Origin of the sequence: Longimicrobium sp., assembly GCF_035474595.1 — a bacterium.
Taxonomy (GTDB): Bacteria; Gemmatimonadota; Gemmatimonadetes; order Longimicrobiales; family Longimicrobiaceae; genus Longimicrobium.
Genome location: NZ_DATIND010000026.1, coordinates 22,909 through 45,451 on the forward strand (window position 1 = coordinate 22,909; position 22,543 = coordinate 45,451).

22 protein-coding genes are annotated in these 22,543 nt (G+C 73.3%); 6 read left to right on the forward strand and 16 right to left on the reverse strand.

Annotated features, from left to right (window positions below; all coding sequences use genetic code 11):
• Positions 1-138: 138 nt before the first annotated feature.
• A complete protein-coding gene (locus VLK66_RS04455; RefSeq protein ID WP_325308170.1) occupies positions 139-1,236 on the forward strand; it encodes a sensor histidine kinase in 1,098 nt (365 codons plus the stop codon).
• A 263-nt stretch (positions 1,237-1,499) separates the two neighbouring features.
• Here the strand turns inward: VLK66_RS04455 and VLK66_RS04460 are convergent, their stop codons facing one another.
• The 9 genes from VLK66_RS04460 to VLK66_RS04500 form a co-directional block, all read right to left on the reverse strand.
• A complete protein-coding gene (locus VLK66_RS04460) occupies positions 1,500-3,332 on the reverse strand; it encodes an ABC transporter ATP-binding protein (protein ID WP_325308171.1) in 1,833 nt (610 codons plus the stop codon).
• Positions 3,329-4,525, reverse strand: coding sequence for a nucleotidyltransferase family protein (locus VLK66_RS04465; RefSeq protein ID WP_325308172.1), 1,197 nt, complete (start codon positions 4,523-4,525; stop codon positions 3,329-3,331). The genes VLK66_RS04460 and VLK66_RS04465 overlap by 4 nt, the downstream gene beginning before the upstream one ends.
• A complete protein-coding gene (locus VLK66_RS04470; protein ID WP_325308173.1) occupies positions 4,525-5,664 on the reverse strand; it encodes a 50S ribosomal protein L11 methyltransferase in 1,140 nt (379 codons plus the stop codon). Before VLK66_RS04470 ends, VLK66_RS04465 begins: the two co-directional genes overlap by 1 nt.
• Positions 5,661-6,629, reverse strand: coding sequence for a hypothetical protein (locus VLK66_RS04475; protein WP_325308174.1), 969 nt, complete (start codon positions 6,627-6,629; stop codon positions 5,661-5,663). The genes VLK66_RS04470 and VLK66_RS04475 overlap by 4 nt, the downstream gene beginning before the upstream one ends.
• An 86-nt stretch (positions 6,630-6,715) precedes the next feature.
• Positions 6,716-6,850, reverse strand: coding sequence for a lasso RiPP family leader peptide-containing protein (locus VLK66_RS04480; RefSeq protein WP_325308175.1), 135 nt, complete (start codon positions 6,848-6,850; stop codon positions 6,716-6,718).
• A 68-nt stretch (positions 6,851-6,918) separates the two neighbouring features.
• Positions 6,919-8,748 carry an asparagine synthetase B family protein gene (locus VLK66_RS04485; RefSeq protein ID WP_325308176.1) on the reverse strand — a complete coding sequence of 610 codons (1,830 nt, stop codon included), beginning with the start codon at positions 8,746-8,748 and terminating at the stop codon, positions 6,919-6,921.
• Positions 8,749-8,758: 10 nt separating this feature from the next.
• Positions 8,759-9,067 (reverse strand): PqqD family protein, encoded by a 309-nt coding sequence (locus VLK66_RS04490; protein ID WP_325308177.1) that lies wholly within the window; start codon positions 9,065-9,067, stop codon positions 8,759-8,761.
• Positions 9,064-9,705 (reverse strand): hypothetical protein, encoded by a 642-nt coding sequence (locus VLK66_RS04495; RefSeq protein WP_325308178.1) that lies wholly within the window; start codon positions 9,703-9,705, stop codon positions 9,064-9,066. The genes VLK66_RS04490 and VLK66_RS04495 overlap by 4 nt, the downstream gene beginning before the upstream one ends.
• Before the next feature lie 2 nt (positions 9,706-9,707).
• Positions 9,708-10,952 carry a hypothetical protein gene (locus tag VLK66_RS04500; protein ID WP_325308179.1) on the reverse strand — a complete coding sequence of 415 codons (1,245 nt, stop codon included), beginning with the start codon at positions 10,950-10,952 and terminating at the stop codon, positions 9,708-9,710.
• Between the two features lie 239 nt (positions 10,953-11,191).
• Here VLK66_RS04500 and VLK66_RS04505 point away from each other — a divergent pair, with 239 nt between their 5' ends.
• The 5 genes from VLK66_RS04505 (at position 11,192) to VLK66_RS04525 (ending at position 16,100) form a co-directional block, all read left to right on the forward strand.
• Positions 11,192-11,809 (forward strand): polysaccharide biosynthesis/export family protein, encoded by a 618-nt coding sequence (locus tag VLK66_RS04505; protein WP_325308180.1) that lies wholly within the window; start codon positions 11,192-11,194, stop codon positions 11,807-11,809.
• Between the two features lie 823 nt (positions 11,810-12,632).
• Positions 12,633-14,240, forward strand: coding sequence for a hypothetical protein (locus VLK66_RS04510; protein WP_325308181.1), 1,608 nt, complete (start codon positions 12,633-12,635; stop codon positions 14,238-14,240).
• Between the two features lie 256 nt (positions 14,241-14,496).
• Positions 14,497-14,655: a hypothetical protein gene (locus tag VLK66_RS04515; RefSeq protein WP_325308182.1), complete on the forward strand. Its 159-nt coding sequence runs from the start codon at positions 14,497-14,499 to the stop codon at positions 14,653-14,655.
• A 579-nt stretch (positions 14,656-15,234) separates the two neighbouring features.
• Positions 15,235-15,858 carry a sigma-70 family RNA polymerase sigma factor gene (locus tag VLK66_RS04520; protein WP_325308183.1) on the forward strand — a complete coding sequence of 208 codons (624 nt, stop codon included), beginning with the start codon at positions 15,235-15,237 and terminating at the stop codon, positions 15,856-15,858.
• Positions 15,855-16,100, forward strand: a complete 246-nt coding sequence (locus VLK66_RS04525) for an anti-sigma factor family protein (RefSeq protein WP_325308184.1) — start codon at positions 15,855-15,857, stop codon at positions 16,098-16,100. Before VLK66_RS04520 ends, VLK66_RS04525 begins: the two co-directional genes overlap by 4 nt.
• Before the next feature lie 183 nt (positions 16,101-16,283).
• Here VLK66_RS04525 and VLK66_RS04530 read toward each other — a convergent pair whose 3' ends face one another.
• From VLK66_RS04530 to VLK66_RS04560, 7 genes are all read right to left on the reverse strand, one after another.
• Positions 16,284-16,994 (reverse strand): hypothetical protein, encoded by a 711-nt coding sequence (locus VLK66_RS04530; RefSeq protein ID WP_325308185.1) that lies wholly within the window; start codon positions 16,992-16,994, stop codon positions 16,284-16,286.
• A 148-nt stretch (positions 16,995-17,142) separates the two neighbouring features.
• Positions 17,143-18,027 carry an energy transducer TonB gene (locus tag VLK66_RS04535; protein WP_325308186.1) on the reverse strand — a complete coding sequence of 295 codons (885 nt, stop codon included), beginning with the start codon at positions 18,025-18,027 and terminating at the stop codon, positions 17,143-17,145.
• Between the two features lie 88 nt (positions 18,028-18,115).
• Entirely contained in the window at positions 18,116-18,994 is an 879-nt protein-coding gene (locus VLK66_RS04540) for a TonB family protein (RefSeq protein WP_325308187.1), read from the reverse strand.
• Between the two features lie 37 nt (positions 18,995-19,031).
• Positions 19,032-19,670: an energy transducer TonB gene (locus VLK66_RS04545; RefSeq protein ID WP_325308188.1), complete on the reverse strand. Its 639-nt coding sequence runs from the start codon at positions 19,668-19,670 to the stop codon at positions 19,032-19,034.
• 171 nt (positions 19,671-19,841) lie between these two features.
• The gene (locus tag VLK66_RS04550) at positions 19,842-20,294 is read right to left on the reverse strand and encodes an energy transducer TonB (RefSeq protein WP_325308189.1); all 453 of its coding nucleotides are present in this window, start codon (positions 20,292-20,294) and stop codon (positions 19,842-19,844) included.
• Positions 20,295-20,866: 572 nt separating this feature from the next.
• Positions 20,867-21,802, reverse strand: a complete 936-nt coding sequence (locus VLK66_RS04555; RefSeq protein ID WP_325308190.1) for a hypothetical protein — start codon at positions 21,800-21,802, stop codon at positions 20,867-20,869.
• Positions 21,803-22,242: 440 nt separating this feature from the next.
• Positions 22,243-22,497 carry a hypothetical protein gene (locus VLK66_RS04560; RefSeq protein ID WP_325308191.1) on the reverse strand — a complete coding sequence of 85 codons (255 nt, stop codon included), beginning with the start codon at positions 22,495-22,497 and terminating at the stop codon, positions 22,243-22,245.
• Positions 22,498-22,543: the final 46 nt, after the last annotated feature.

Genomic DNA, 22,543 nt, shown 5'->3' on the forward strand with positions numbered 1-22,543 from the left:
CCAACCCCCCCGCGTCTCCGCGTCTCCGCGTGAGATCCAGCGATGCCGGGAGAACGCACCGAATCCTGTCCACGACGGATCGCCGCCGGTATCTTCCGCACCGTTTCCGATCCCCCAGAAATCCCGCCTGATCCGCGCATGGACGACGCACCGGAGACGGACGAGCCGAACGCCGCGCCGCACGCGCCGCCATCGCGCCTCCCGGGGTCCGTGCGCGCGCTGCTCCGCATCCCCCTCTTCTACAAGATCCTGATCGCCAACGCGGTGCTGGTGCTGGTCGGCACCCTTTTCGGGACGCTGGTGACCGCGCGCTTCGTGCGCGACGAGCCCGGCGCCTCGCTGCTGGGCTTCACCGGGCTGCTGGCGCTGATCGGCATCGCCGTCACCCTGCTGGTGAACGCGGTGATCCTCCGCGTGGCGCTGCGCCCGCTGGACGACCTGGAGCGCACCGCCGCCCGCGTGCAGCGCGGCGAGCTGGACCGGCGCGCCCCCGTCTCTCCCGTGGCCGACCGCGAGCTGGAGCGGCTGCGGCGCACCTTCAACGCCATGCTCGACACCGCCGCCGCGTATCGGACGCGGCTGCGCGAGGTGGCCGCGCGCGCCCTGAGCGCGGCCGAGGAGGAGCGCAAGCGCATCGCCCGCGAGCTGCACGACGAGACCGCGCAGATGCTGGCCGCGCTCCTGATCCGCATCCGCGTGGTGCGCAACAGCCGCGACCCCGCGCAGATGGAGCCGCTGCTGGACGGGATGCGCGAGGACGTCTCCCGCGCGCTGGAGGGGATTCGCCGCTTCGCGCGCGGCCTGCGCCCGCCCGCGCTCGACGAGCTGGGGCTGGTTCCGGCCATCGAGGGCCACGCCCGCTCGCTGGAGGAGATCGCCGGGTTGAAGGTGGAGCTGCGCGCCGACGACGTGGCCGGCGACCTCCCGCCCGAGGCGGAGCTGGCCACCTACCGCATCGTGCAGGAGGCGCTCTCCAACGTTGTCCGCCACGCACGCGCCACCCGCGCGACCGTCACGCTGGCGCACGAGCGCGGCCGCCTCGTCGTCACGGTGGAGGACGACGGGCGCGGCTTCGACCCGGACAATGTGATGTCGACGGAGGGCGGGGGACTGGGGTTGTTCGGGATGAAGGAGCGGGCGGGCTACATCGGCGGGCGGGTGGAGGTCGCCAGCACCCCCGGCACGGGCACCCGCGTCCGCGCCGAGATCCCGCTGCACGACGAGACACCGGAGTAAAGCGGAATCACACGGAGGGAACGGAGGAAGCGGAGGAATTGCGATGAGTCCTCCGCTTCCTTCGTTCCCTCCGTGTGATTCTAATCTTTTATACGGAATCCGCCGGAAGCATCAGTGCAGCTCGCCGAATCACGTGCTGCCGTGCCGATAGATCCTTCGGCCTGCAACCTCTCGTGCAGACGCTGGTTACGGTGTGGCCGGCCTCAGGATGACGTCGGGCGGGGGGCGGCGCGGAAGCACAGACTCATTTTCCGGATCCGGTATTAGTCTGACTCCTCTTCGTCCGCCTCCTGGCTGCGCCACAGCGCGCGGAAGCGTCCGCCGGGCTTGGCAACCAGTTCCGCCCAGGTGCCGCTCTCCACCAGGCGCCCGGACTCCATCACGTGGATGGCGTCGGCGTCGCGGACGCTGGAGAGACGGTGGGTGATGAGGAGGATGGTGACGTGGCCGTGCAGCGCGCCGATGGCGTCACGGATGCGCCGCTCGTTCTCGGTGTCGAGCGCGCTGGTGGCTTCGTCCAGGATGAGCAGCGCGGGGCGGCGCAGGAGCGCGCGGGCCAGCGCCAGCCGCTGCCGCTCGCCGCCGGAAAGGCGCACGCCGCGGTCGCCGATCACCGTCTCCATCCCCTGCGGCAGCGCGTCCACGAAGCCGTCCGCCGCCGCTTGGCGCAGCGCCTCGCGCATCTCCGCGTCGGTCGCGCCGGGGCGCGCCCAGAGGAGGTTGGCGCGCACGGTGTCGTGGAAAAGGACGGTGTCCTGCGCCACGTACCCGATCCCCTCGCGCCACCCGCGCATCCATTCCTCGTCCAGCACCCGCCCGTCCACCACCACGCGGCCCGACCTCGGGGGTACGAGCCCCATCACCAGGTCGGCCACGGTAGTCTTCCCCGATCCGGAGGGGCCCACGATGGCCGTCGTCCTCCGCGCCCCGATCTCCAGGTCCACCCCGCCGACCGCGTCGCGCTCCACGCCGGGGTAGCCGAACGAGACGCCTTCGAAGCGGATCCCCCGTGCCAGCGCGTGCACGGGCTCGCCGGGGGAGAGGCGCTCGCGCTCGGCCTCCAGCGCGGCGATGCGCCCGGTGACGTACTCGTACGCGGGAAGGTCGTGCAGCAGCAGCTGGTGGTACGTCTGCAGGTTCTGCAGCCGCGGGACCACGCGGAAGAAGATGAAGGCCAGCAGCAGCGTGGAGGCGCCGGGGAGCTTCAATACGGCCACCGACACCCAGGTCACCACGCCGAGCAGCACCACCGAGCCGATGCTGAACAGCGCGCGCGAGTCGCCATAGATGCGGGTGGCGTGCAGGTGCACGTCGGCCGCGTGCTGCGCGGCGGCGCCGAAGAGCGCCACGTTGCGCTCCTCGGCGCCGTAGCTCTTCACCGTCTTCATGCTCTGCAGGTGCTCGCTGGCGGCGGCGGTCATCTCGGCGTGCGCCTCGCGCAGCCCCTCGCCGTGGCGGCGGACGGAGCGCGAGTAGCCGCGCAGCGCCACCAGCAGCACCGCGCCGCACCCGGCGGCCACCAGCGACGCGGGGACGGAGACGCGCAGCGCCAGCGCGAAGTACGCGAGCGAAACGAGCAGGAAGGTGAGAACGGAGATGAGGTACGACGAGCTGCGCGCGCACCGGTCGCACTCGCCGGTGAGCGCGTGCACCAGGTCCGACGAGCGGATGCGGGTGAAGTGCAGCCAGCGCGCGCCGGCGATGGCCGCGTAGAGGCGGCGGCGGAAGGTGAGCGCGGTGGCCTGTTCCAGGCGCCACGCGGCCAGGTTCTGCGCGCGGGTGACCAGCGCGCTCGCCGCGGTGATGGCGACGAAGAGCCCGAGCACCGCCGCCAGCGTGGGCCGCAGCCCCACCGTCGCCAGCGCGTGCCGGGCCAGCCCGCCCATCCTCCCCGCGGAGCCGGCGGGAGCGGGAAGGCCGACGGCGGTGAGGAGCGGCACCAGCATCACCACGCCCGCGGCCTCGAAGCCGGCCGCGGCGAGCGACAGGACCAGCGACGCCACCACCCGCCGCGCGTCCAGCCGCCAGAGCTCGCGCAGCAGCGCGGGAAGGACGCGCCGCAGCGGCGGGCGCGCGGTGTCGCCGGTGGCGCTCATCCGCCGCGCCTCCCGCCGTGGCGCATCAGGAGCCGCACGGGCCGCAGCACGCGGTAGAGGGGGAAGAGCGCGTCGGGGAGATGCGCCCAGCGCCAGTCCTCCGGCGACGGGCCGAAGAGCCAGCGCCCGGCGTAGCGCGCGCGGTCCATCGTCCCGTCGCGCGCGCGGAGGTTGAACGCCAGGTTCGCCGCCGTATCCTCCCCCTCGTCCCCCGTCTCCTCGAACATCCGCCGCACCGCCTCGTCCGCCAGCCTGGAGAGCGCCGCGTCTCCCTCGATCTCCCGTACCACCGCGGGCGGCAACGGCGCGTCCAGAAGCCGCCGCGCGAGCGACAGTCCCAGGAGAACCGTCCGCCGCGCGCGCGCCTGCGTCGCACGCTCGAGCACCGTGGCGACGTCCCCGCGCTGGCCGCGGAGGAGCGCGGCGACGGCGGCCAGCCACTCCAGCCGCTTCCACCGGTGCTTGGCGCCGTGGACGCAGAGGACGAGGAGGAGATCGTCATCCCCCAGCGTCCGCATCGCGCCGCCGCCGACGGGGACGGATTGCGCGCGGCGCATCAGGCCGTGCGTCTCCACCGGCATGCAGAAGCGCTCGGACGAGACGCGCGCGTGCAGCTCGACCAGCAGCTCCGTCTGGCGATGCACGAGCGGGTAATCCCCATCCACGCGCCGGAAGTAGCGCTCCTGCGCGGGCGAAAGGGCGAGGGCGGGTGCATATCCCTGCGCGTCGAGCACCCCGAGCGCGCGCGGGACGTCGCCGGGCCGCACGAGGAGATCGAGATCGACGAAGGAGCGCAGCGACAGGTCTCCGTACGCCTGGACGGCGAGCGCCGGCCCCTTGTACGCCAGTACCTCGATCCCCGCGGCGCCGAGCGCGGCCAGGAGCCGGCGCAGCTCGGCGGCGAGGCGGAGCGCGCGGTGCACCTCGTCGCGGTTGCGCGCGCGCAGCTCCGCGGACACCTCGGCGGGGAGCGGGGCGTCCGCGAGATGGCGGTGCAGGAGCGGGATCATCCGGTGCCGCTCCGCCAGGGCGAAGACGTGCGGCCACTCCATCCCCCCGAGCGAAGCATCATCCTCCGCCGTCCCCATCCGCGCGGCCCGGAGGAGAAGCTCGCGCGCAGAGACGGGGCGCCGCTCCGCATCCCCCCGATCGGCCCGATCCGCCGTCCGCGCATGCCCGTCCGCCGCCGCCATCACTCGCCGTACGTCTCGGAGAAGGTGCCCACGTGCGAGAGCGCCGCCTCCCAGCGGTCGAACCGCCCGGGGAAGCGCGCCATCAGCTCGCGCGCGATCTGGCCCACGCTGGCGCCGCCGTCCATGCGCGAAAGGACGAACGCGGCGACCTCGCCGTTCCCATTAAGCCGCGGCACGAACGTGTCCGCGCGGCGGCGCAGCCGGTCCGGCGAGGGGAGGGTGGCGAGGAAGGTGGACTGCCGGAAGGAGATCGCATCGGCCCCGTCGCGGTCCAGCGTGGTGTCCCAGCGCCAGAGGTAGTCGCCGCCCACCAGCCGCGCCTCGAGCGCCGCCCGCACGCCGCCGCCCGCTTCGAGCCGCACCGGCTCGGGGAAGGGGAAGAAGGCGGTCTGGTAGATGGTGGTGTTCCCCGGACCGGAGTCGAACGCGATGCCGGGCGCCAGCTCGGCGCGGAACCAGACGGCCAGCCCGTGCGCGGTCCCGGCCCGTTCGGCGCGCCACTCGGCCCCGCCGCGCACGTCGGTTTCGGCGAGCATCGCGTAGTCCATCCGCGCCCACTCGCGCGGGGCGGCCAGCAGCTGGTCGGGGTCGAAGACGCCGCGCCGCCAGTCGTTGCACGCCGCGCGCCGCACGGCCGCGAAGCGGAACCCCAGCACCGACGCGGGTCCCACCGCGTCTTCCCACGCCCGTTCGGCCTCCACCGGCGCGGCCAGCAGCACGTCGGCGGCGGGGACGAGGACGCCGCCCGGCGCCAGCAGCCGCTCGCGCGCGTCGCGCAGCGTGGCCACGATCCGCTGGAAGGGCGGGAGGACGCCGCGGAGGTCGGAGACGACCACGTCGGCGCGCTCCGGAAGCGTCACCCGCGTGGAGACGTCCTGGATGAACTCGATGCGGTCCGCCATTCCATTGTCGCGCGCCACCTCGCGCGCGGTGCGGATGGCGTCGGTGGGATCGACCGCGTACACCCGCCGCGCCCCGAGCCGTGCCGCCAGCAGCGCGAAGAACCCCGTCCCCGTGCCGATGTCGAGCACGATCGAGCCGGGGCGGACGACGGCCTCGATCGCGGCCGCGTAGGCATCCACCCGCGACCGGTCGGCCAGCATGCGGCCGTACGCGCCGGCGCCGTAGGTGTCGATCACGTGGCCCCTCCGGCGCGCGCGGTGAAGTCCGCCTCGATCAGCTCGCAGAGATCCGGGAGGCGGGCGGGGTCGGCGTGCGGGACGACGAGCTTCACCGCGGCCTGGCGGACGAGCGCGGCGTAGCGCGCCAGGTCGCGACCATGCGCGGCCATGTCCGGGAGCCAGCCGAGATAGGTGTTGGCGACCAGCGCCAGCACCGCGTCCGCCGCGGGGACCGGCTGCAGCCGCGGCGCGCCGGCCTCCTCGCGCGGGGCGATGAGGTACACGGCGCGGACGGGGAGGGGGCGGGGATGGAAGGACTCGCCGCGCGCGCCCAGGTCCAGGTAGCGCTTCTCCCAGTTGGGCGTGAGCGCGGGGAGGTCGGCCGCTGGCCCGAAAAGGTTGCGCACCGAGTCCGGCCACAGCCGCAGGTGGGGATACGCGGGGCGGACCTTCACGCCATCTCCATCGACGTCCAGCACCGCCACGTCGTCGCAGAGGACGGGGCGGCCGCGCGCGGCGAACGCGGCCGCGGTGGTCGACTTTCCCGCTCCGGCGGGGCCACAGAGGAGAAAGGCCGAATCTCCCGCCGAGACGGCGCTGGCGTGCAGCGCGGAGAGCCCGCGCAGCCGCAGCACCAGACCGCAGACGGGGCCCAGCAGGTAGGTGGAGGTGTCTTCGAGGGTGGATTCGGGGCGCCAGGTGCAGCCGACGCGGGTCCCCGCCTGGTCGACGGTGAACTCGGTGCCGTCGGCGTAGCGCAGCCGGAACCAGCCGCCGCCGCGGAAGACGGCCAGCGCGGGCTCTCCCTCGGGAGAGGACCGATTGGCCACGTACCACGGCTCGGAGACGGCGGACGGCGCGCACCCGGGCGGGTGCGCGCCGATCCACATGCGCACGTCCGGGGGCCCGGCGCCGGGTTCGGCGCGGAGCCCCGGGAGGGCGCGGTCGGTCTGGACCTGGAGGCCGTACAGGAGGTAGTGCAAGCGAACCGGCAGCGGCGGCGGAGCGGCGGCGCCCCGAAGGCGCCGCGGGTGCAGCCGGGCGGAGCGCACGGCTCCGCCCGCGCCGCTCACGTCTTGGTCTGCGAGCTGTTCCCGGGGTCGTTCATGTTGTTGTTGGTCGCGGCGGTCTGCGTCAGCGCGCGCGCGTCGCCGTACACCTTCAGCGCAGGGGCCTGGTAGCTCTTGCGGGTGGGGAGCTGCATCGCGTCGATCCTCGTGTGCGGGTGCGGGGTGTCCGGACGGCTTGTACACCGGTTGTTCCGAAAGGTGCTTAGGCGCCGCGCCGGAGCCAGAGCGAAAGGGCCAGCGGCCGCAGGTGCAGCCAGAGCGGGTCCGCGGGGGCGTCCATCCGTCCGCCGGCGGCGCGGGGGACGCGGTCCGCGTCCACGAACGGCGCCGCCTCGGGGCCCAGCGCGCGGCCATCGAGCCAAGCATCGCCCTCCGCCCGGTGGCGCGCGGCCAGCGGGTCGCCCGCCAGCGGCGTCTTGGGGCGCGCCAGCAGCGCTTCGGGGAGGCGGCCCCGCATCCCGATCCGCAGCAGCCCCTTGTCGTTGTACCACTGCGCGGGCGGCACCGACAGGAGGAAGCGCACCAGCCGCAGGTCGAAGAAGGGGTGCCGCACCTCCAGCGGGATGCGCGTGGTTCCCGGGTCCATCCAGCGGAACAGGTGCGGCCAGAGCGGCGAGGCCAGCTGCTCGCCCGCCTCGGGGCGCGCGGGGTGCGGCGGCATCTCCCGCGCGTTCTGCGCCGCGATCCGCTCCGCCACCCCCGCGCGACGGACGAAGTCGTCCGCAAGCCAGGGCGGCATCTCCGCGTTCCACCCCTGGCGCGTGCCGCGCGTCCGCAGCCAGGTGCGCACGCCGGGGCGGGGGAGGCGGCGGTGGTGCCGCGCGTACTGCAGTCCCTCATACGCGGCGCGCAGCAGGTGCCCGCCCAGCGCCAGCCGCGTGAGGCGCGAGCGCGACTCGCGCAGCACCGCGTCTCCCCCGAAGCCGGTCAGCAGCACCCGCGCGTGCGAGGCGGCCTGCGACCACTGGTCCACCTCGATGGCCATCAGCGCCGAGTCGGTGGGCTCGGGGCGCGCGAAGAGCGGATCGGCCTCCCACCGCTCGAACACGCGGTAGCCGTCCAGCGGGAGCCAGGTGATGGGGATTTCCAGCGCCCGCCCGGCCATCTCCGCCCACCGCCCCTCGTCGTCGGCGAAGAGGCGCCGGTAGACGGCGGTGAAGCCGCGGATCTCCCCCTGCCGGTCCCCACCCCGTGCGGCCTCGCGCGCCATCGCCCCGACGGCGGGAGAATCGCGCCCGCCGCTCAGGAAGATGGAGACGCCGCCGCGCGGCATCCGGTCGCGCACCGCCGCGCCGAGGAGGTCGACGAAGCGCTCGGCGTACTCGCCCGGCCCGCGGAGGCGGAGCGGCTCGTCCACCGGCAGCGTCCACCAGCGGCGCACCCGCATCCTCCCGTCCCGCACCTCCAGCGCGTGCCCCGGCGCCAGCGCGCGGACCTCGCGGCGGATGGTCCTCTCCCCGTCCTGGTGGAAGCCGTGGACCAGGAAGTCGGCCACCGCGGCCTCGTCCACCGCGCGCCCCACGCCCGGGTGCGCGAGCGCGCAGTCGAGCGAGCTGGAGAAGACGAAGGCGCCGCCGGGAGATGCATGGAAGAATTGCTTCAACCCCAGCGGGTCGCGCGCGCAGAAGAGCGTCCGCCGCGGCGCGTCCCACACGGCGAAGGCGAAGTCGCCCAGCAGCCGGTCCACGCATCCCGCCCCCCACGCGGCCCAGGCGCGGAGGATCAGCTCCGCGGCGGGCGCATCCGGCCGCGCCTCTTCCCCCGCGCCCCGCAGCTCGCGGACGAGCTCGTCGCGCCCGTCGATCCGCGCGTCGGCGATGGTCCAGGCGCGGCCGTCGAGCGAGAAGGGCTGCGGCGGCGCGTCGTCCTCGTCGCCCGTGCGCAGGAGCGCGTGGGCCAGGCCGCATCCCTCCAGCACCCGCGCCCGCGTCCCGTCCGCGAAGGGATTGGAGAGGCAGGAAGCCATCCGCTCCAGCACCGCGGCGTCCACCGGCGCGCCGGGCGGGGGAACGATGCCGGCGATCCCGCTCACCGCGCCGGGCTCAGGCGCCGGCGGCGGAGACGACCTCCACCAGCCCGCGCTCCAGCAGGTCGCCCAGCAGCCGCTCCAGGTCGTTCCACGCCGTCTCCGCGTCCACCTCGTACTCGGCGGTCACGGCGTCGCGCACCTGGGCCAGCGGGCGCGGCTCGCGCAGCATCTCCCACACCCGCGCGCCCACGCCGTCCAGCCCGTAGTAGACCCCGTCCGCCAGGTTCAGGATCACCGCCCCGCCCTCCACCTCGGCCGAAACCTGCTCGCGCGCGGCGACCAGGACGGTGGCGGGGGTCAGGGCGGGGGACTGCCCGGTCACGGCGCGTTGGGGTTGCGCAGCGTGTGGTAGACCACGCTCTGCAGCGCGTCGTGGATGGCCAGCAGCTCGGGCGCGGGCGGGCTGAACGCCGAGTCGGGCGCGTTGTGGATGTAGTCGTTGAAGGCGCGGATGGCCTCCTGCCACTGCGGCGCCTCGTCGAAGCTGTCGCGGTCGGCCCCGCAGGCGCCGCGGTCGCGCATCAGCCCGTTCAGCGCGTCGGCCAGCGAGCGCGCCGCGCGCCCCAGCGGCGAGTCGGGCGCCGCGCCGTGGGCGAGCGCCGCGGCGACGGCATCCGCGTCGCCGGTGCCGTCGCGGGCGCCCAGCAGCGTCTGCACCCGCGCCTCGGCCGCCGTGGGCGTGGTGGCGGCGATGCTGTCGCGGTACGCGCGCTCGGCGCCGCGCAGCGCGCAGCCGGTGCGGGCGTTGCGGAAGGTCACGCGGTCGCCGTTGCGGGCGAACATCTCGTTCTCGGTGCGCAGCCCCGGCCCCAGGAAGCTGCCGCTGTGCGCCCCGCTGCCGCTGGGGATGAAGCCGCTGTTGTCGGAGTTGTTCCCGCTCTGCGCGGCGGCCGGCGCGGCGGCCAGCACCGCGGCGGCCGCGGCAAGGACAAAGCTCGTACGGCGTAGGGTCGGCATCATGATCAGAAGAAGGGGGGAAGCCAGCGGAAGCCCAGCCCCGCGGACAGGATGAAGCGCGCGCCGTCGCCGGCGCTCCCGGTGATGTCGGCCACGCCCGCGTTGATCACCAGCGGCACGCGGCGGATGGGGGCGATGGAGGCCGCGGCGTACAGGTCCTGCCCGTTCCAGTCGGCGGTCAGCGACAGCGGCTCGATCACCTGGATCCCGATCGCCCCGAAGGGGTTCACGGTCTTCCTGTCCGCCGCCACGTCGCTCTCGGAGCGGAAGCGCCCGGCGCCCGCGCCCAGCGTGGCGGCGATGGCGCTGAAGGGCCGCGACGAGTCGTCGTTCAGGCGGAAGACGCGGGTGACGGTGGCGTACGGACTCTGCCCCGCGTCGGATCCGCCCCAGCGCACCGCGTTCTCGTACCCCACGGCCACGCCCCACACGTCGCCGAAGGCGTGGTGCAGCTTGAAGTTCAGCCCGCCGGTCTCGAAGGGCCCGCCGCCGCGCAGCGTGGAGTACGAGGTGGCCGACACCTCCAGCCCCACCAGGCGGTCGCGGTCGCCGAAGCCCATGCCGATGGACGCCGTGGCGTCGTCGCTGGTGGTGAAGCGGGTCCGCTCCTGGTAGGCCACGCCCACGAACGCCTCGCCCATGTCCACGCCGAAGCCGGTGGGCGAGCTGATGCTGGCGGCGGGAACGGCCAGCAGGTGCGTGCCCGGATGGCGCAGCGTGAGCTTGCTGCGCCACTCGCCGGCTCCCAGCTGCGGGAGCGGCCGGTCCTCGGCCACCAGCCGCGGCTGCTGCGCCGGCATGGCGCCGCCGGGGTTCACGTCGGTGGGCGGCGCGGGGGTGCGCGGGGTGTCGGCGCGCATGGCCATCGCCGGCGGGGCCGAGGCCGAGTCGGCGGCGGACGCGTGGCACTCGGCGGCCGGCGGCGTGCCGGTGTCGGCCGGGGCGCGGGCCACGAAGCGGCTGGGGTTGGCGAAGTGCGCGCCCACCACGCGGCAGTCCTGCACCACCACGTAGTCGTCGCCGCCGGCGGCCGCGCTGCCGTTTGCGTAGTACAGGTAGGTGAGCGTTCCCTCGCGGCGCGTGCGCAGCGGCTCGCCCAGCACGGCGCGCACCTGCGCCGGCGTCATCCCCTGCGACACCACCTCGATGCGCTTGTGCGGCCGCGGCGCGCGGACCTGCGCATGGGCGCTGGCGGTCCACCCGGCGCACAGCAGGGCGGCGGGAAGGAGCAACGTACGAATGCGTGGCATTGGGGTCCGGGGCACGGGCCTTGGAGAGAAGGACTGCGCGAGTTTTGTCGGGAATTCTGGCGGGAGCGGGTCGGCCACGGTGGGCAACCCCTTGGCCGCAGTGAATATGCGGCCTGCGGCGAGTTCGCACAAGCTTCGGTTTCCCCGCTCCCGCGGTGCCCGGGCTGGACTTCCCCCCGGCGCGCGGCTTAGGTTGCGCGATCGCCAGCGCCCGCCCCTCCCTCCGCCTCCGCACCTCCATGCGCCGAACCGTCCTTGTCCTCCTCGCGCTCCTGGCCCTGGTTCCCGCGGGGCGCGCCGCCGCGCAGGCCTCGTCCGACAGCGTGTACCTGCGCCCGGGCGACGTCATCCACCTGGTCGTGTTCCGCCAGCCGGAGTTCAGCGGCGACTTCGGGATCAGCCCCGACGGCACCGTGCAGCACCCGCTGCTCTCCGACGTGCACGTGGTCGGCGTTCCCCGCTCGGTGATCCGCGAGCGGCTGCGCACGGCCATCTCGCGCTTCGAGCGCGACCCCAACTTCGTGTTCGACTTCCTGTACCGCGTGGGGGTGGGCGGCGAGGTGCGGCTCCCCAACCTGTACACGCTGTCGCCCGAGACCACGCTGGGGCAGGCGGTGGCGGCGGCGGGCGGGGTGACGGAGTTCGGGCGGCTGGACCGCGTGCACGTGATGCGCGGCGGGCGCGAGATCCTGGTGAACCTGCAGCGCCCGGACGCCGACGTGTCGGAGATGCGCATCCGCTCGGGCGACCAGATCCGGGTGGGCCGGCGCTCCAACGTGATCCGCGACTACGTGGGCCCGTTCGCCGCCATCCTGGGCGCCGCCGCCGCCATCGCCACGCTCGCCACCTCGAAGTAGCGCGGCATCGGGCGGGCCGGGGCGGCGGGCGGGGCCGGAGAGTGAGATCTCCGGCCCCGCTTCCGTTTTCCGGAATTCCACGAATCCGCGAACCCTATCGGCGATTCCTCCTCGCGTTTCCCCGCGGAGCCCCCGCGAGCCCTCCCCCCGCTGGGGCCGCGTACCCCCTCCCGACAACGGGAGGGGGTAGCTTCGATCGCGACGCGCAGGTACCTGAGCACTCGTCTGATTTCCGCGTGATGCGATGCCCTTCCAAGCATCCCCGCGGTTTCCGGAGGCTCCGCCCGCGTTGAGTTCTCCCCTCCCCCGCGGAGCGGGCGGAGGGGCCCGGGGGAGGGGGCCAGCCAGGCGGGCAGGATGCCTCCAACCCACTGGAAACCCTCTCCTCTCGATGAGGTCTCCCCCTCCCCCGGTCGGTTTTGGGGGAGGGGGTGGGGGGAGAGGGCCGCGAGGGCGCGGCGACGCATCGATGCTTCTCCCCACACCGGGAGCTCTCGTCACCCGCCACGTGGATTTCGGATCGACCCGGAACGTTTTTCCGCTCTGCATCCCCACCGTCAAATTTCTGTACATCGCGCCGTCGGCCGACATCCACCGCGCGGACGTCCATTCCGCGCGCCATTCCTCGCATCTCCATCCCCCCGCTGTCCGGATCCTCGGCAACCGGGCGCCATCCGGCGAATCGGTCCGCGTCTCCCTAAATACATCTCCATAAACGACATAGGAGATTGCGGCACGCCGGTACGCGAATGGCTCTGGACGGGGTCGTCCGCGCCGGTCCCGGCGCGGATGGTCACGCACCCGATCCGAGCCTCGCAAGCCAATGATCGCCAACCATCACCGCCTGGGTCTCGCCGCCCTCTGCCTCGCCGCGCTGCCGCTGGCCGCCTGCGGCGGCGACGCGGGCGGCTCCGTCACCGGCTCCACGCAGGGGCCGTCGACGACCGCCTCGTGCGCGCCCGGCGCCACCGTGGACCTGCAGCCCGGCCAGACCGCGTCGCTCACCGCCGCGCAGGCCGCCTGCTTCCAGCTGGCCCCGCACGCCGGCGCGCGCTACGCGCTGGCCGGCTTCGACGCGCGCGCCATCGAGGGCGCGCAGGCCGGCCCCGAGCCCTCCCTGTCCGACGAGCCCAGCTACGTGGTGGGCGACGGGTCCAACGCCGCGCCGACCGCCGCGCCCAACCTGGACCGGCTCGCCGCCTCCGCCGCCCCTGCGGGCGACGTCACCCTGCGCGCCGATGCCCAGGTGGACGCGAACACCCCCTTTGCGCGCGCCACGCCGTGGGCCGAGGGCGAGCGCTTTCCCATCCGCCGCCTGACCGGCGAGCAGGCCACCGCGCGCGTGGTGCGCGTCATGGGCCGCTACGCCTTCGCGCTGGTGGAGGGCGACGAGGAGGGGCACACCGCGCGCTTCATCTCCGACACCGAGAAGGCGATGGACTACCTGGTCCGCGAGGGCGAGGCGGTGCTGGACCGCACCTGGGGCGCCGGCCGCCCGGTCACCAGCGCGGGGTCGGGGCAGTTGCTGGTCGTCTACGGCGCCTGGAACCCGGACCTGGGGATGGGGAGCGCCACGACCAGCGCGGCATCCGACGGGAGCGGCATCGGCACCTACGTCTGGCTGAACCTGAACGTGCGCCCCGGCGTCCGCGACGGCTACTCGCTGGTCGACGTTCCCTCGTTCCGCCTGAAGGTGCTGGCGCACGAGCTCACGCACGCCTGGCAGATGCGCTACGCCTACCAGTCGCAGCCGGCCGGCCCGCGCGCCGTGTCCTTCGGCCCCGCGTGGGCGATGGAGGGCACGGCCGACCTGGTGGCGATGGACATCGTCCGCCGCTCTCTGGGCGTGCCGCTGACCGCCAACTGGAGCTGGGAGAACCGCTTCGAGGCGCCCGGCGCCAACGTGACCTACGCGCTGCAGCCCGCCGACACGCGCGGCCGCCTGAGCCGCGGCTACTACGACGCCGCCAGCTTCCTGCAGGACGTGCAGGTGCGCATGACCCGCCGCGGCGTGGCCGCCGACGAGGCGCTGGCGCAGGTGGCCCGCGGCGCGGTGGAGGGGTGGTACGGGATCGACGCGGCCGGCGTGCGGCGGCAGGGGCTGTCGCAGCGCGTGCGCGCCGTCCTGGGCTCCGGGTGGGACCCGGCCGACGCGGTGCTGCTGTGGACGCTCACGCAGGCGTCCGACGACCAGACCGACGCCGTGGAGCTGAACAACCCCGTGTACGAGCGCGCCACCGACGCGGCGAACCCGAACTCGTGGAAGGCCGCGATCGACGAGGTGCAGGCGGGGCGCGGCTTCGCCTACCAGGTCACGCGCGGCGCGGGAACCAGCTTCTTCGTGCGGATGAAGGACGGCGGCGAGGGCGGCACGGTGGCGCTCACCGCCACGGTGGCGGGCACGCGGTGGATGGTGGCCCGGCTGAAGTAGTGGTGTCGCGATTCCGTACGCCGTCCGGTCCGCCGACGCTCTTCCCGAACTGCGAGGCGGGGTGCGGGGCCGAGGTGGCCGGGCGGCGTACGGAGTCGCGAAGCTGGACGGACGCAGGGAGATGGGCGGACGGATCGAAATCTCCCCAAGTAGTTGTAGATGAGTGACTTGAGAGAGACGGCCCCGCGTGGCGCGAAGCTCGCCTTACAGCGCGGTGGCAGACGGACGAACCCGAAGCAACTCCGGAGACACGACGATGAAGACCGCGCGCATTTCGATCATCCTGGTGACGCTCGCCCTGGCCGGCTTCGCGGGCACCGCCGACGGCTCCACGCTGCAGAGCGCCGCGTGCCGCTTGGACACCGTCGCCCGCGCGCTGGCCGGCTCGGTCGTGACCGGCACCTGCCAGCCCTGAAGCTGATACCGGATCCATCCGGAGCGTGGGCGTTCCGGCGCCCCCCTGACGTCATCCTGAGGCCGGCCACGCCGCAACCTGTTTCTGTGCAGATGGTTGCAGGCCGAAGGATCCATACCCTGCCCAGCACGTCCGCTGGGAAAAGCACGTCGAGTCTTCTTCCGGATTCGATATGAGCGGCGGAAGGACACGGAGCCCAGCGGAAGGGGGCTGGGCGATGCGATCCGCCCTCCGCTGAATCGGGGGACAACGACAGAACAACGCGGGGGGGACCTGCGGTTCCTTCCCGCACCGGGCGGGGCGTGTGTGTGGACACGCCTCGTCCTTTTTTCTGTAGATGATGGAAATCTTCCTCCGCTGCTCCGCGTGAGATCGTTCCGTCGTTCGCCACGCGTAACCCCGTGCCGCGCATCCGCATCAGACGGGGACCGGCGATCCGCAGCCGCCCACCCGAGCCAGCGAAGAACGTTGCGCGCTCCGCGTCCGCAGCCGTATCTCTACCTCATCCTTACCACGCCCGGACGCACCGGGCCGCGGGCGCCCCTGCCCGCGCGCCGACACCGCCGCACCCCCGCGCCGTTGCAACCGCTGCCGCCCGCCCCCGCCACTGCCGCCGCGGAACCCGAGGCCGACCTGCTGGCGCGGCTGCGCGCGGGCGACGAGGCCGCGTTCCGCGACTTCGTGCGCGAGCAGACGCCGGCGCTGCTGCGCGTGACGCGGCGCCTGCTGCGCTCCGAGGACGAGGCGCGCGACGCGGTGCAGGACGCGTTCGTGGCCGCCTTCCGCGGCCTCCCGCGCTTCCGCGGCGACTCGCGGCTGGGCACGTGGATCTACCGCATCGCCATCAACGCCGCCCTCGCGAAGCTCCGCGCCCGCGCCGGCGCCGACGAGGTGAGCCTGGACGAGTGGCTCCCCCGCTTCGTGGACGACGGGCACGCCACCGAGCCCAGCGCCGCCTGGCCCGCGGACGCGGAAACCGGCGCCGAGCAGGCCGAGGTGCGGGCGCGGGTGCGGGCCTCCATCGACCGGCTGCCGGACACGCACCGCACCGTCATCCTGCTGCGCGACATCGAGGAGCTTTCCACCGACGAGGCGGCCGAGGCGCTCGGCATCACCCCCGGCGCGGTGAAGGTGCGGCTGCACCGCGCGCGGCAGGCGCTGCGCACGCTGCTCGACCCCTGGATGCGAGGCGAGCAGGGATGACCGCGATCCCCACCTGCCGCGAGGTCCTTACCTTCCTGGGCGACTACTGCGCGGGCGAGCTGGACCCCATGCGCACCTCGGCCTTCGAGCGGCACCTGCAGCTCTGCGTCTCCTGCCGCAACTACCTGGACAGCTACCGCCGCACCATCGTCCTGGAGCGCGAGGCCTTCGCCGACCCCGATCTCCCGGACCCGCCCGAGGAGCTGGTCGAGGCCATCCTCGCGATCCGGCGGCCGGGCTGAACAGAAAGTGCGGGAGTGCGGAAGTGCGGAAGTGCGCTGGACCGGTGCGTGGCCTACCGCAGTGTTCGATCCTCGCTCCGGCAGGTTTCCCACGCAGAGACGCAGAGGCCTCACACCGCTGCGTCCCCGCTGAAAATCCACGCACTCACGCACTTCCGCACTTCCGCACTCCCGCACTTCTTTTTAGCCCGTTCGCTTCGGCGGTCGCACCGCCATCACCACCTCCGTAGGGCCGCCGCAGTCGGGACATGCATCGGCGGCGCCTTCCTGCCACTTTCCGCACTTCACGCACAGGGTGATCAATCGCCCCTCCTCTTCGCCCTGGGCGCGGAGGAGGAACGCCGTGCCATCGTCCGCCACCGCGCGCAGCGACGGGCCGGTGTAGAAGTGCGCCAGCAGGTCGCGCACGTCCACGTCCTCGCTCTTCGCCGTCACCACGTCCTCGCGGCTCACGGCGGTGCGGTTGCGGAAGCGGCTGCGCTCGGCCGTCCAGGTGCGCTCCACCCCGGGCTCGGGCTCCAGCTTCAGCGTCAGCCCGCGGCTCTCCAGCGTGAAGGGGACGGCCAGGCGGCGCCGCAGCCGGTCCGCCGCGCGGTCCACCTCCAGCGCGGGCGCCAGCTGCCGGCGGTTGGCGGCGTGGATGGAGGGGTCGCAGAAGATGGTGGCCCGCGCGTGCGACCAGAGCGGCGTGCGCAGGTCGCCCACGTCGGTCTCCACCACCGCCGTGTAGTCGTACGGCCGCTCCACCGGGCCCACCTCGATGCGCGCGCCCGTCACTCCCGGCGCGCCGCGCAGCGCGTCGAGCACCGCGCGCGCCAGCATCTCGCGCCGCTCGCGGTCGCTCAGCGGGCACCACAGGTCGGGATCCAGCAGCTCGGGCGCGTCGGTCGGCATCGTCGTTCGTCTTCGGGAGATGGGGAAGCGCGGCAATCTACCCGTCTCCCCATCCCCCTGCCATCGGCTGCCGGGATGATGGTCTCACCAACAGGAAGCCCCGGCGCGCGGCCGGGGCTTCGAAGGATGGATCGGATGATCGGCGGAATCAGGGCCGCGGGGCGTTCGGCGCGGGCCTGGCGCCGGCGCCCGTGCCGCTGAAGTCGGCCTTTGCCGGCGGATCCGGGTGCATGAATCCGAAGTGGATGGGGACGGTGGCCCAGACCTTCACCGGCCTGCCGCCGACCCGCGCCGGGGTGAAGCGCATCTGCCGCACCACCGCCACGGCCGGCTGGTCGAAAGCCAGATCGGTGGTTTGTTCCAGGGTGACGGTTTCGGGATCGACCGTACCGTCTTCCAGAACGCGGAACCTGATCACCACGTCGCCCTCGACCCCGCCGTCCCGCAGCGCGGGCGGATACTGCGCGGCGAGCTGCCGCGCCGTGGTGGGGCCGTTCCGCAGCTGCGGCCACTCCTCGACGGCCGAAAGCTCGTAGGTGCCCTCATCCGGAGGCACCTCGCCGTTCCTGACTCCATCGTTCTCCGGGCGTGGCCGCGGCGCGAAGTCGACGGGAACGACCGTCACGTACGCCACCGGCTGGTGCTGCGCCCTCGCCGGGGTGAAGCGCATGCGCCTGGCGACGGCCCTGGCCGGCTCCACGAACGCGGGGTCCACCGGCCGCACGACCCTGACCGATGCCGAATCCACCGTGCCGTCGGGCAGGATCCTCACCCGCAGGAGCACGCGGACCCCGCTGTCCGCCATCAGCGCGGGATTACGGGCGGCGATCTCCCGCTCGATCTCGGCGGTGTTGATCGCCACCGGCAGCTCGTCGACGGCCGGCGCGGAGCTTCCCGGGGCCGCGGCCGGAGGTCGATCCGTCTGCTGCTGCGCGCCCGCCGCTCCGGCCGAGGCGAGGGATGCCGCCGCGGCCAGCAGCAGGGCAGGGCGGCGGCGCGCCGCGCACGGGCGATGGGGGAGAGACGTCTTCATGGGGTCACCCAGTGGGGGGATGCGTGCGATGCGCCCGTGCGGCGAGGTGGCGGGCCTCGGGGCCGATGGATCGGGACGATTCCGCGGGTCAGGGCCGCGGCGTGTTCGTCCCGCCCCTGGCGCCGGCGCCCGTGCCCTGGAAGTCGGCTCCTGGCGGTGAATCCGGGTCCTCGAATCCGAAGTGGATCGGGATGGTGGCCCAGACGCGCACCGGCGTCCGCCCGACCAGCGCCGGGGAAAAGCGCATCCGCCGGACGGCCGCCGCGGCAGGGGCGGCGAACGCCGCGTGCGTGGCGTGCTCGATCGTGACCGTCTCCGGGTCCACCAGCCCGGTTTCCATGATCCTGAACCGCAGCGTCACGACGCCCCGAACCAGGCTGTCCGCCAGCGCGGGGGGATACTGCGCCTCGATCATCCGCGCGATCTCGCCGCCGTTTTGCAGCCGGGGCTGCACCGTGACGGCCGACAGCTCGTAGGTGCCCTCGTCCGGCGGCGTGGAGCGATCCAGGGGCGGGCCCGGCGGGGATTTGCCGCCCGCGGCGGGGGAGTCGTCGTCCTCTACCCGGAACTGGATGGGCTGCGTCACCCACACGGGAACGCCGCGCCCGCGCAGCATCGCCGGGCGGAAGCGCATCCGTGCCACGACGGCCCACGCGGGCTGCACGAACCGCGGATCGCTGGCGTGCTCCACCTCCACCGACATCGAATCGACCGTCCCGTCGCGCTCGACCCGGAACTTCAGCAGCACCTCGCCCGTGATCCCCGCGTTCAGCAGCGGTTCGGGATACAGCGCCGCGATGGCCGCCCCCACCTCGCCGCCGTTCAGCAGCGCGGGCGGCGAATCGACCTGCTCCAGCTTGTACGCGGTGTCGGGGAGCTTGTCCCCGCCGCCCTGCGCGGACGCCGGGAGCGCGAGGAGGAGCGCGGCAGAAACGGCCGCGGCGTGACGCAAGCGAAGGAGCGGCATGGAGATGGGCCGGGAATGAAGGGAGATGGACGACGGATCAGGGTTGCAGCTGGAAGGTGACCGGCAGCGTGACCCACACCGCGACCGGGCGCCCCTGCACCTTCGCGGGGCGGAAGCGCATGCGCTCGACGATCCGCGACGCGGATTCGCCGAACATCGGGTGCGTGGCGTTCTCGACCGTGATGCTCTCCGGGTCCACGCTGCCGTCGCGCCGCACGCGCAGGCGGACGTTGGCGCTCCCCTCAATCCCCGCGTCGCGCAGGAGCGGCGGGTAGTTGCGCGAAAGCTGGGACGCGATGGCGTCGCGGTTCAGCAGCTGCGGCTGCTCCTCGACCGCCGACAGCTCCAGCGTCTCGTCGCCCGGTTCCGCCGCGCCCGAGCCGCCCGGCGGCAGCGGGGCCGCCGCTGGGGCCGGCGGGACCTCCGGGTAGTCCACCAGCTCCTCGGGCGGACGGTGCCGCCGGGCCTCGGCGCGCGCGCCGAGCTGCCGGTACGCGAACCACCCCAGCGCCGCCACCAGCGCCACGCACACGAGCACGGCGCCGAGCACCACGAGCAGCGTGCGGTTGGGGCTCGCCGCGACGGGCGCCACGTGCATCGGATGGCCGCAGCCGGGGCACGATGCGGCGTGGGCGCTGACCGCGCGGCCGCAGGCGGGGCAGGATACGAGGGGCATGGAGATGGGAAGATGTGCGAAACGCGAAGTGCAGATGAATGTGCGGGCTTCCGCGTGGATAAACAACTGTAATCGAGGTGATTCGATTCGCGGGATGCGAAGGCCGCCGCCCCGGTGCGGAGCGGCGGCCGTTGCGTCAGTTGGGCCGGCGCGGCGGGCGATGTCTCCGGCTCAGAGGTCCCGCAGCACGAAGGCGACGGAGAGCCGGGTGGGCGCCGCCACCTCCCTGTCGCCCAGCGTCGCGGCGCGGAAGGGAACGCGCAGCGCCACCCACCGCGCCGCCTGCACGAAGCGCGGGTCCGAGGCACCGAGCACGCGCACGCTCCCCTGCCGGACGTACCCGCCCGGTTCCACGATCATGCTCAGCGTCACGCTCCCCTCGATCCCGTTCCGCCGCATCTCGTTCGGATACACCTGCGCGACCAGCCTGGGCATCACCTCGGGATGCAGCATGGCCGGCGGAGCGTCGATCTCCACCTCGTCCGGCGCCAGCTCGTCGTCGCCCGAGGCTCGCGCGGTGCCGGCGGGCGCGGGCGGCGCCGTCTGCGCGTGCGCGCGGGGGACGGCGAGGGCCAGCACGGAAAGCACGACGAGCGGGAGAATCCTGGCGGAAGCGTTGCTCATGCTGTCCTCCCCTGTGTGAGTTAGGGATGGATTTTCGTCCCCCTGCCATGAACGACGGGCGCGTGCCGCTTGTGACGGGCGAGCGCGGTCTGAGCGGATGTCGAGCCCGATAAATCGGCTGCGCGCGGAACCATCCAGACGTCATCCTGAGGCCGACCACACCGTAAATGGCACATGCGCAAGCATTTGCAGGCCGAAGGATCCATACTCGTCATGCACGTCCGCCTCGGAGTCGCGATAGACATTCGGCGGGGCGATGGTGCGCTCCGACGGCCGAGTGCCACCCGTGCTATAGATCCTTCGGCCTGCATGTGATGGTGCGGGTCAAAGGATGGTGTGGCCGGCCTGAATAGAAAGTTCCGGGCGCAGCCGGTCACCGGCGACTGAAGTCGCAGCAACAACTACGGGAAGCCTCGCAAACTGCGCGAGGCTGATCCGCTCATTCTGTGGCATCAGCGCTCACGACCACTGTCCTTTCATCCTCCGTGGTCGCGCGCAGCGCGGTGTCCGACTCAGGATGGCGTCTCTTTGTGCGTTGTGCGTTTTCAATGCACAGGTGATTGCCAGACCCGTCAATGCGAGTGCGCGCGCTCCTCCGCTTCCGCGGCGCGCTCGGCCTGGATGGCGGCGTAGGCGGTGCGGACGAAGCGCTCCGGCGTCACCGGCCCGCGGCCCCAGCGCGCGTCCAGGTCGGCGGTGGGATGCGCGGCCACCGCCTGATCCACCGTCTTCCCCTCGTCCAGCAGCTTCTCGACGCGGTCGTGCACGGCGATCAGCATGTCGCGGAACTCGCCCAGCTCGCGGATGCTGGCCAGCGGCCCGCGCGCGGGGACGATCGGCTCGATGGCCTCGGGGAACGACGCGAAGTTGGTCGCGAACGCCGCCGCCGTCTCCGCCATTCCCGCCAGCGTGCCACCGTGCGCCACGTCGATGTCGGGATATCCGTCCATCGTGAGGCTGTTCAGGTACAGCAGCCCGGCGCCCTCGAAGTGGATGGCCGCGTCGGCGCGGCTGTAGCCCGGGTGCTGCTTCACGCAGTGCGCCTCCTCGCCGCCGAGCTGCACCTGCACCACCTCCGAGTACCCCATCGACGGCAGGCGCGTCCCCGCCGGCGCCCGCGTGACGGTGTCGCGCACGGCGGCGCGGATCTGCCCGCGCAGCCCCTCGTGCGCCAGCGCCAGCGCGCCGCGGCCCTCCCATCCCCCGTCCAGGAATCCGGGCGCGCCGGGGCCGTCCATCAGCAGCGCGTAGCGGACCGGGCCGGCGTGCAGCGCCGCCAGCGCCTGCCGCGCCTTCGCCACCAGCGCGGGCGCCTGCACCCCCGCCACCATTGCCCCCGCCGAGTCGGCGATCAGCACCAGGTTCCGCCCCTGGTCCGACACGACGTACGCATGCGGCGCCACCTGCACGGCCAGCCCGCCCGCCACGGCCTGCTGCGCGAGCGCCGCGGCCGACGGCAGGAGCAGGGAGATGGCGAGCGCGGAGATCGAAACGGATCGGCGGTTCATCGGGTCGCGGGAGATGGAGATGGACAGGCACGGGGGGACTGCGATTCGCGGCGACAAAGCTACACGGGCCGCCGCGCTTCCGTCAAAACGGGAGATGGAGATGCGAATCGATGCCGGACCGCACCGATGAAGTCCGCGAAGGCGGACTGCGTGCCGTTGTAGCCGCGAGTTCACTCGCATTTTCCCCGGCGGACGAACTCGGATACGCATGCCGAAGCGCACGTGCGACCTCGCCTATAGATCCTTCGGCCTGCAACCATTCGTGCGGGGGCAACGACGGTGTGGCCGGCCTCAGGATGACGTCTCTTTGTGCGATTGGTCGATTGGTGATGCACAGATGATTGCCAGATCATCCCGCGCGGATGGAACAACCTGCGCAGCGACGACGGGCCGGGCGGCGATCCTCCGCCACCCGGCCCGCATCTCCATCCCCCCGCTCGTTACGGGTTGCTGCCGCCGGACGATCCGCCCGACGAGCCGCCGGAGCTCCCGCCCGAGGACGCGCCGGGAACGTTCACGTCCACGTCCACCTTGTGGGTGTCGGTCCCGCCACCGCCGCCGCGGATGAAGAACACCCACACCAGCGCGGCCAGCACCAGCACCGCCAGCAGCCCCACCAGCAGCGACCCCGTGCCGCTGCCGTCCCCGCCGCCCGCCGGGGGCGGGTTCACGTTGTTGACTTCCACGTCGGCCATCGGTCGTACCTCCGGGTGAGCACCCCGGGGCGCCCGCACCGCGGAG

Bases quoted from the DNA above. Each gene is read 5' to 3' on its own strand.
- VLK66_RS04455 (WP_325308170.1), top strand. From the start codon at position 139: ATGGACGACGCACCGGAGACGGACGAGCCGAACGCCGCGCCGCACGCG.
- VLK66_RS04460 (WP_325308171.1), bottom strand. From the start codon at position 3,332: ATGAGCGCCACCGGCGACACCGCGCGCCCGCCGCTGCGGCGCGTCCTT.
- VLK66_RS04465 (WP_325308172.1), bottom strand. From the start codon at position 4,525: ATGGCGGCGGCGGACGGGCATGCGCGGACGGCGGATCGGGCCGATCGG.
- VLK66_RS04480 (WP_325308175.1), bottom strand. From the start codon at position 6,850: ATGCAGCTCCCCACCCGCAAGAGCTACCAGGCCCCTGCGCTGAAGGTG.
- VLK66_RS04495 (WP_325308178.1), bottom strand. From the start codon at position 9,705: ATGATGCCGACCCTACGCCGTACGAGCTTTGTCCTTGCCGCGGCCGCC.
- VLK66_RS04500 (WP_325308179.1), bottom strand. From the start codon at position 10,952: ATGCCACGCATTCGTACGTTGCTCCTTCCCGCCGCCCTGCTGTGCGCC.
- VLK66_RS04505 (WP_325308180.1), top strand. From the start codon at position 11,192: ATGCGCCGAACCGTCCTTGTCCTCCTCGCGCTCCTGGCCCTGGTTCCC.
- VLK66_RS04510 (WP_325308181.1), top strand. From the start codon at position 12,633: ATGATCGCCAACCATCACCGCCTGGGTCTCGCCGCCCTCTGCCTCGCC.
- VLK66_RS04515 (WP_325308182.1), top strand. From the start codon at position 14,497: ATGAAGACCGCGCGCATTTCGATCATCCTGGTGACGCTCGCCCTGGCC.
- VLK66_RS04525 (WP_325308184.1), top strand. From the start codon at position 15,855: ATGACCGCGATCCCCACCTGCCGCGAGGTCCTTACCTTCCTGGGCGAC.
- VLK66_RS04530 (WP_325308185.1), bottom strand. From the start codon at position 16,994: ATGCCGACCGACGCGCCCGAGCTGCTGGATCCCGACCTGTGGTGCCCG.
- VLK66_RS04535 (WP_325308186.1), bottom strand. From the start codon at position 18,027: ATGAAGACGTCTCTCCCCCATCGCCCGTGCGCGGCGCGCCGCCGCCCT.
- VLK66_RS04540 (WP_325308187.1), bottom strand. From the start codon at position 18,994: ATGCCGCTCCTTCGCTTGCGTCACGCCGCGGCCGTTTCTGCCGCGCTC.
- VLK66_RS04545 (WP_325308188.1), bottom strand. From the start codon at position 19,670: ATGCCCCTCGTATCCTGCCCCGCCTGCGGCCGCGCGGTCAGCGCCCAC.
- VLK66_RS04550 (WP_325308189.1), bottom strand. From the start codon at position 20,294: ATGAGCAACGCTTCCGCCAGGATTCTCCCGCTCGTCGTGCTTTCCGTG.
- VLK66_RS04555 (WP_325308190.1), bottom strand. From the start codon at position 21,802: ATGAACCGCCGATCCGTTTCGATCTCCGCGCTCGCCATCTCCCTGCTC.
- VLK66_RS04560 (WP_325308191.1), bottom strand. From the start codon at position 22,497: ATGGCCGACGTGGAAGTCAACAACGTGAACCCGCCCCCGGCGGGCGGC.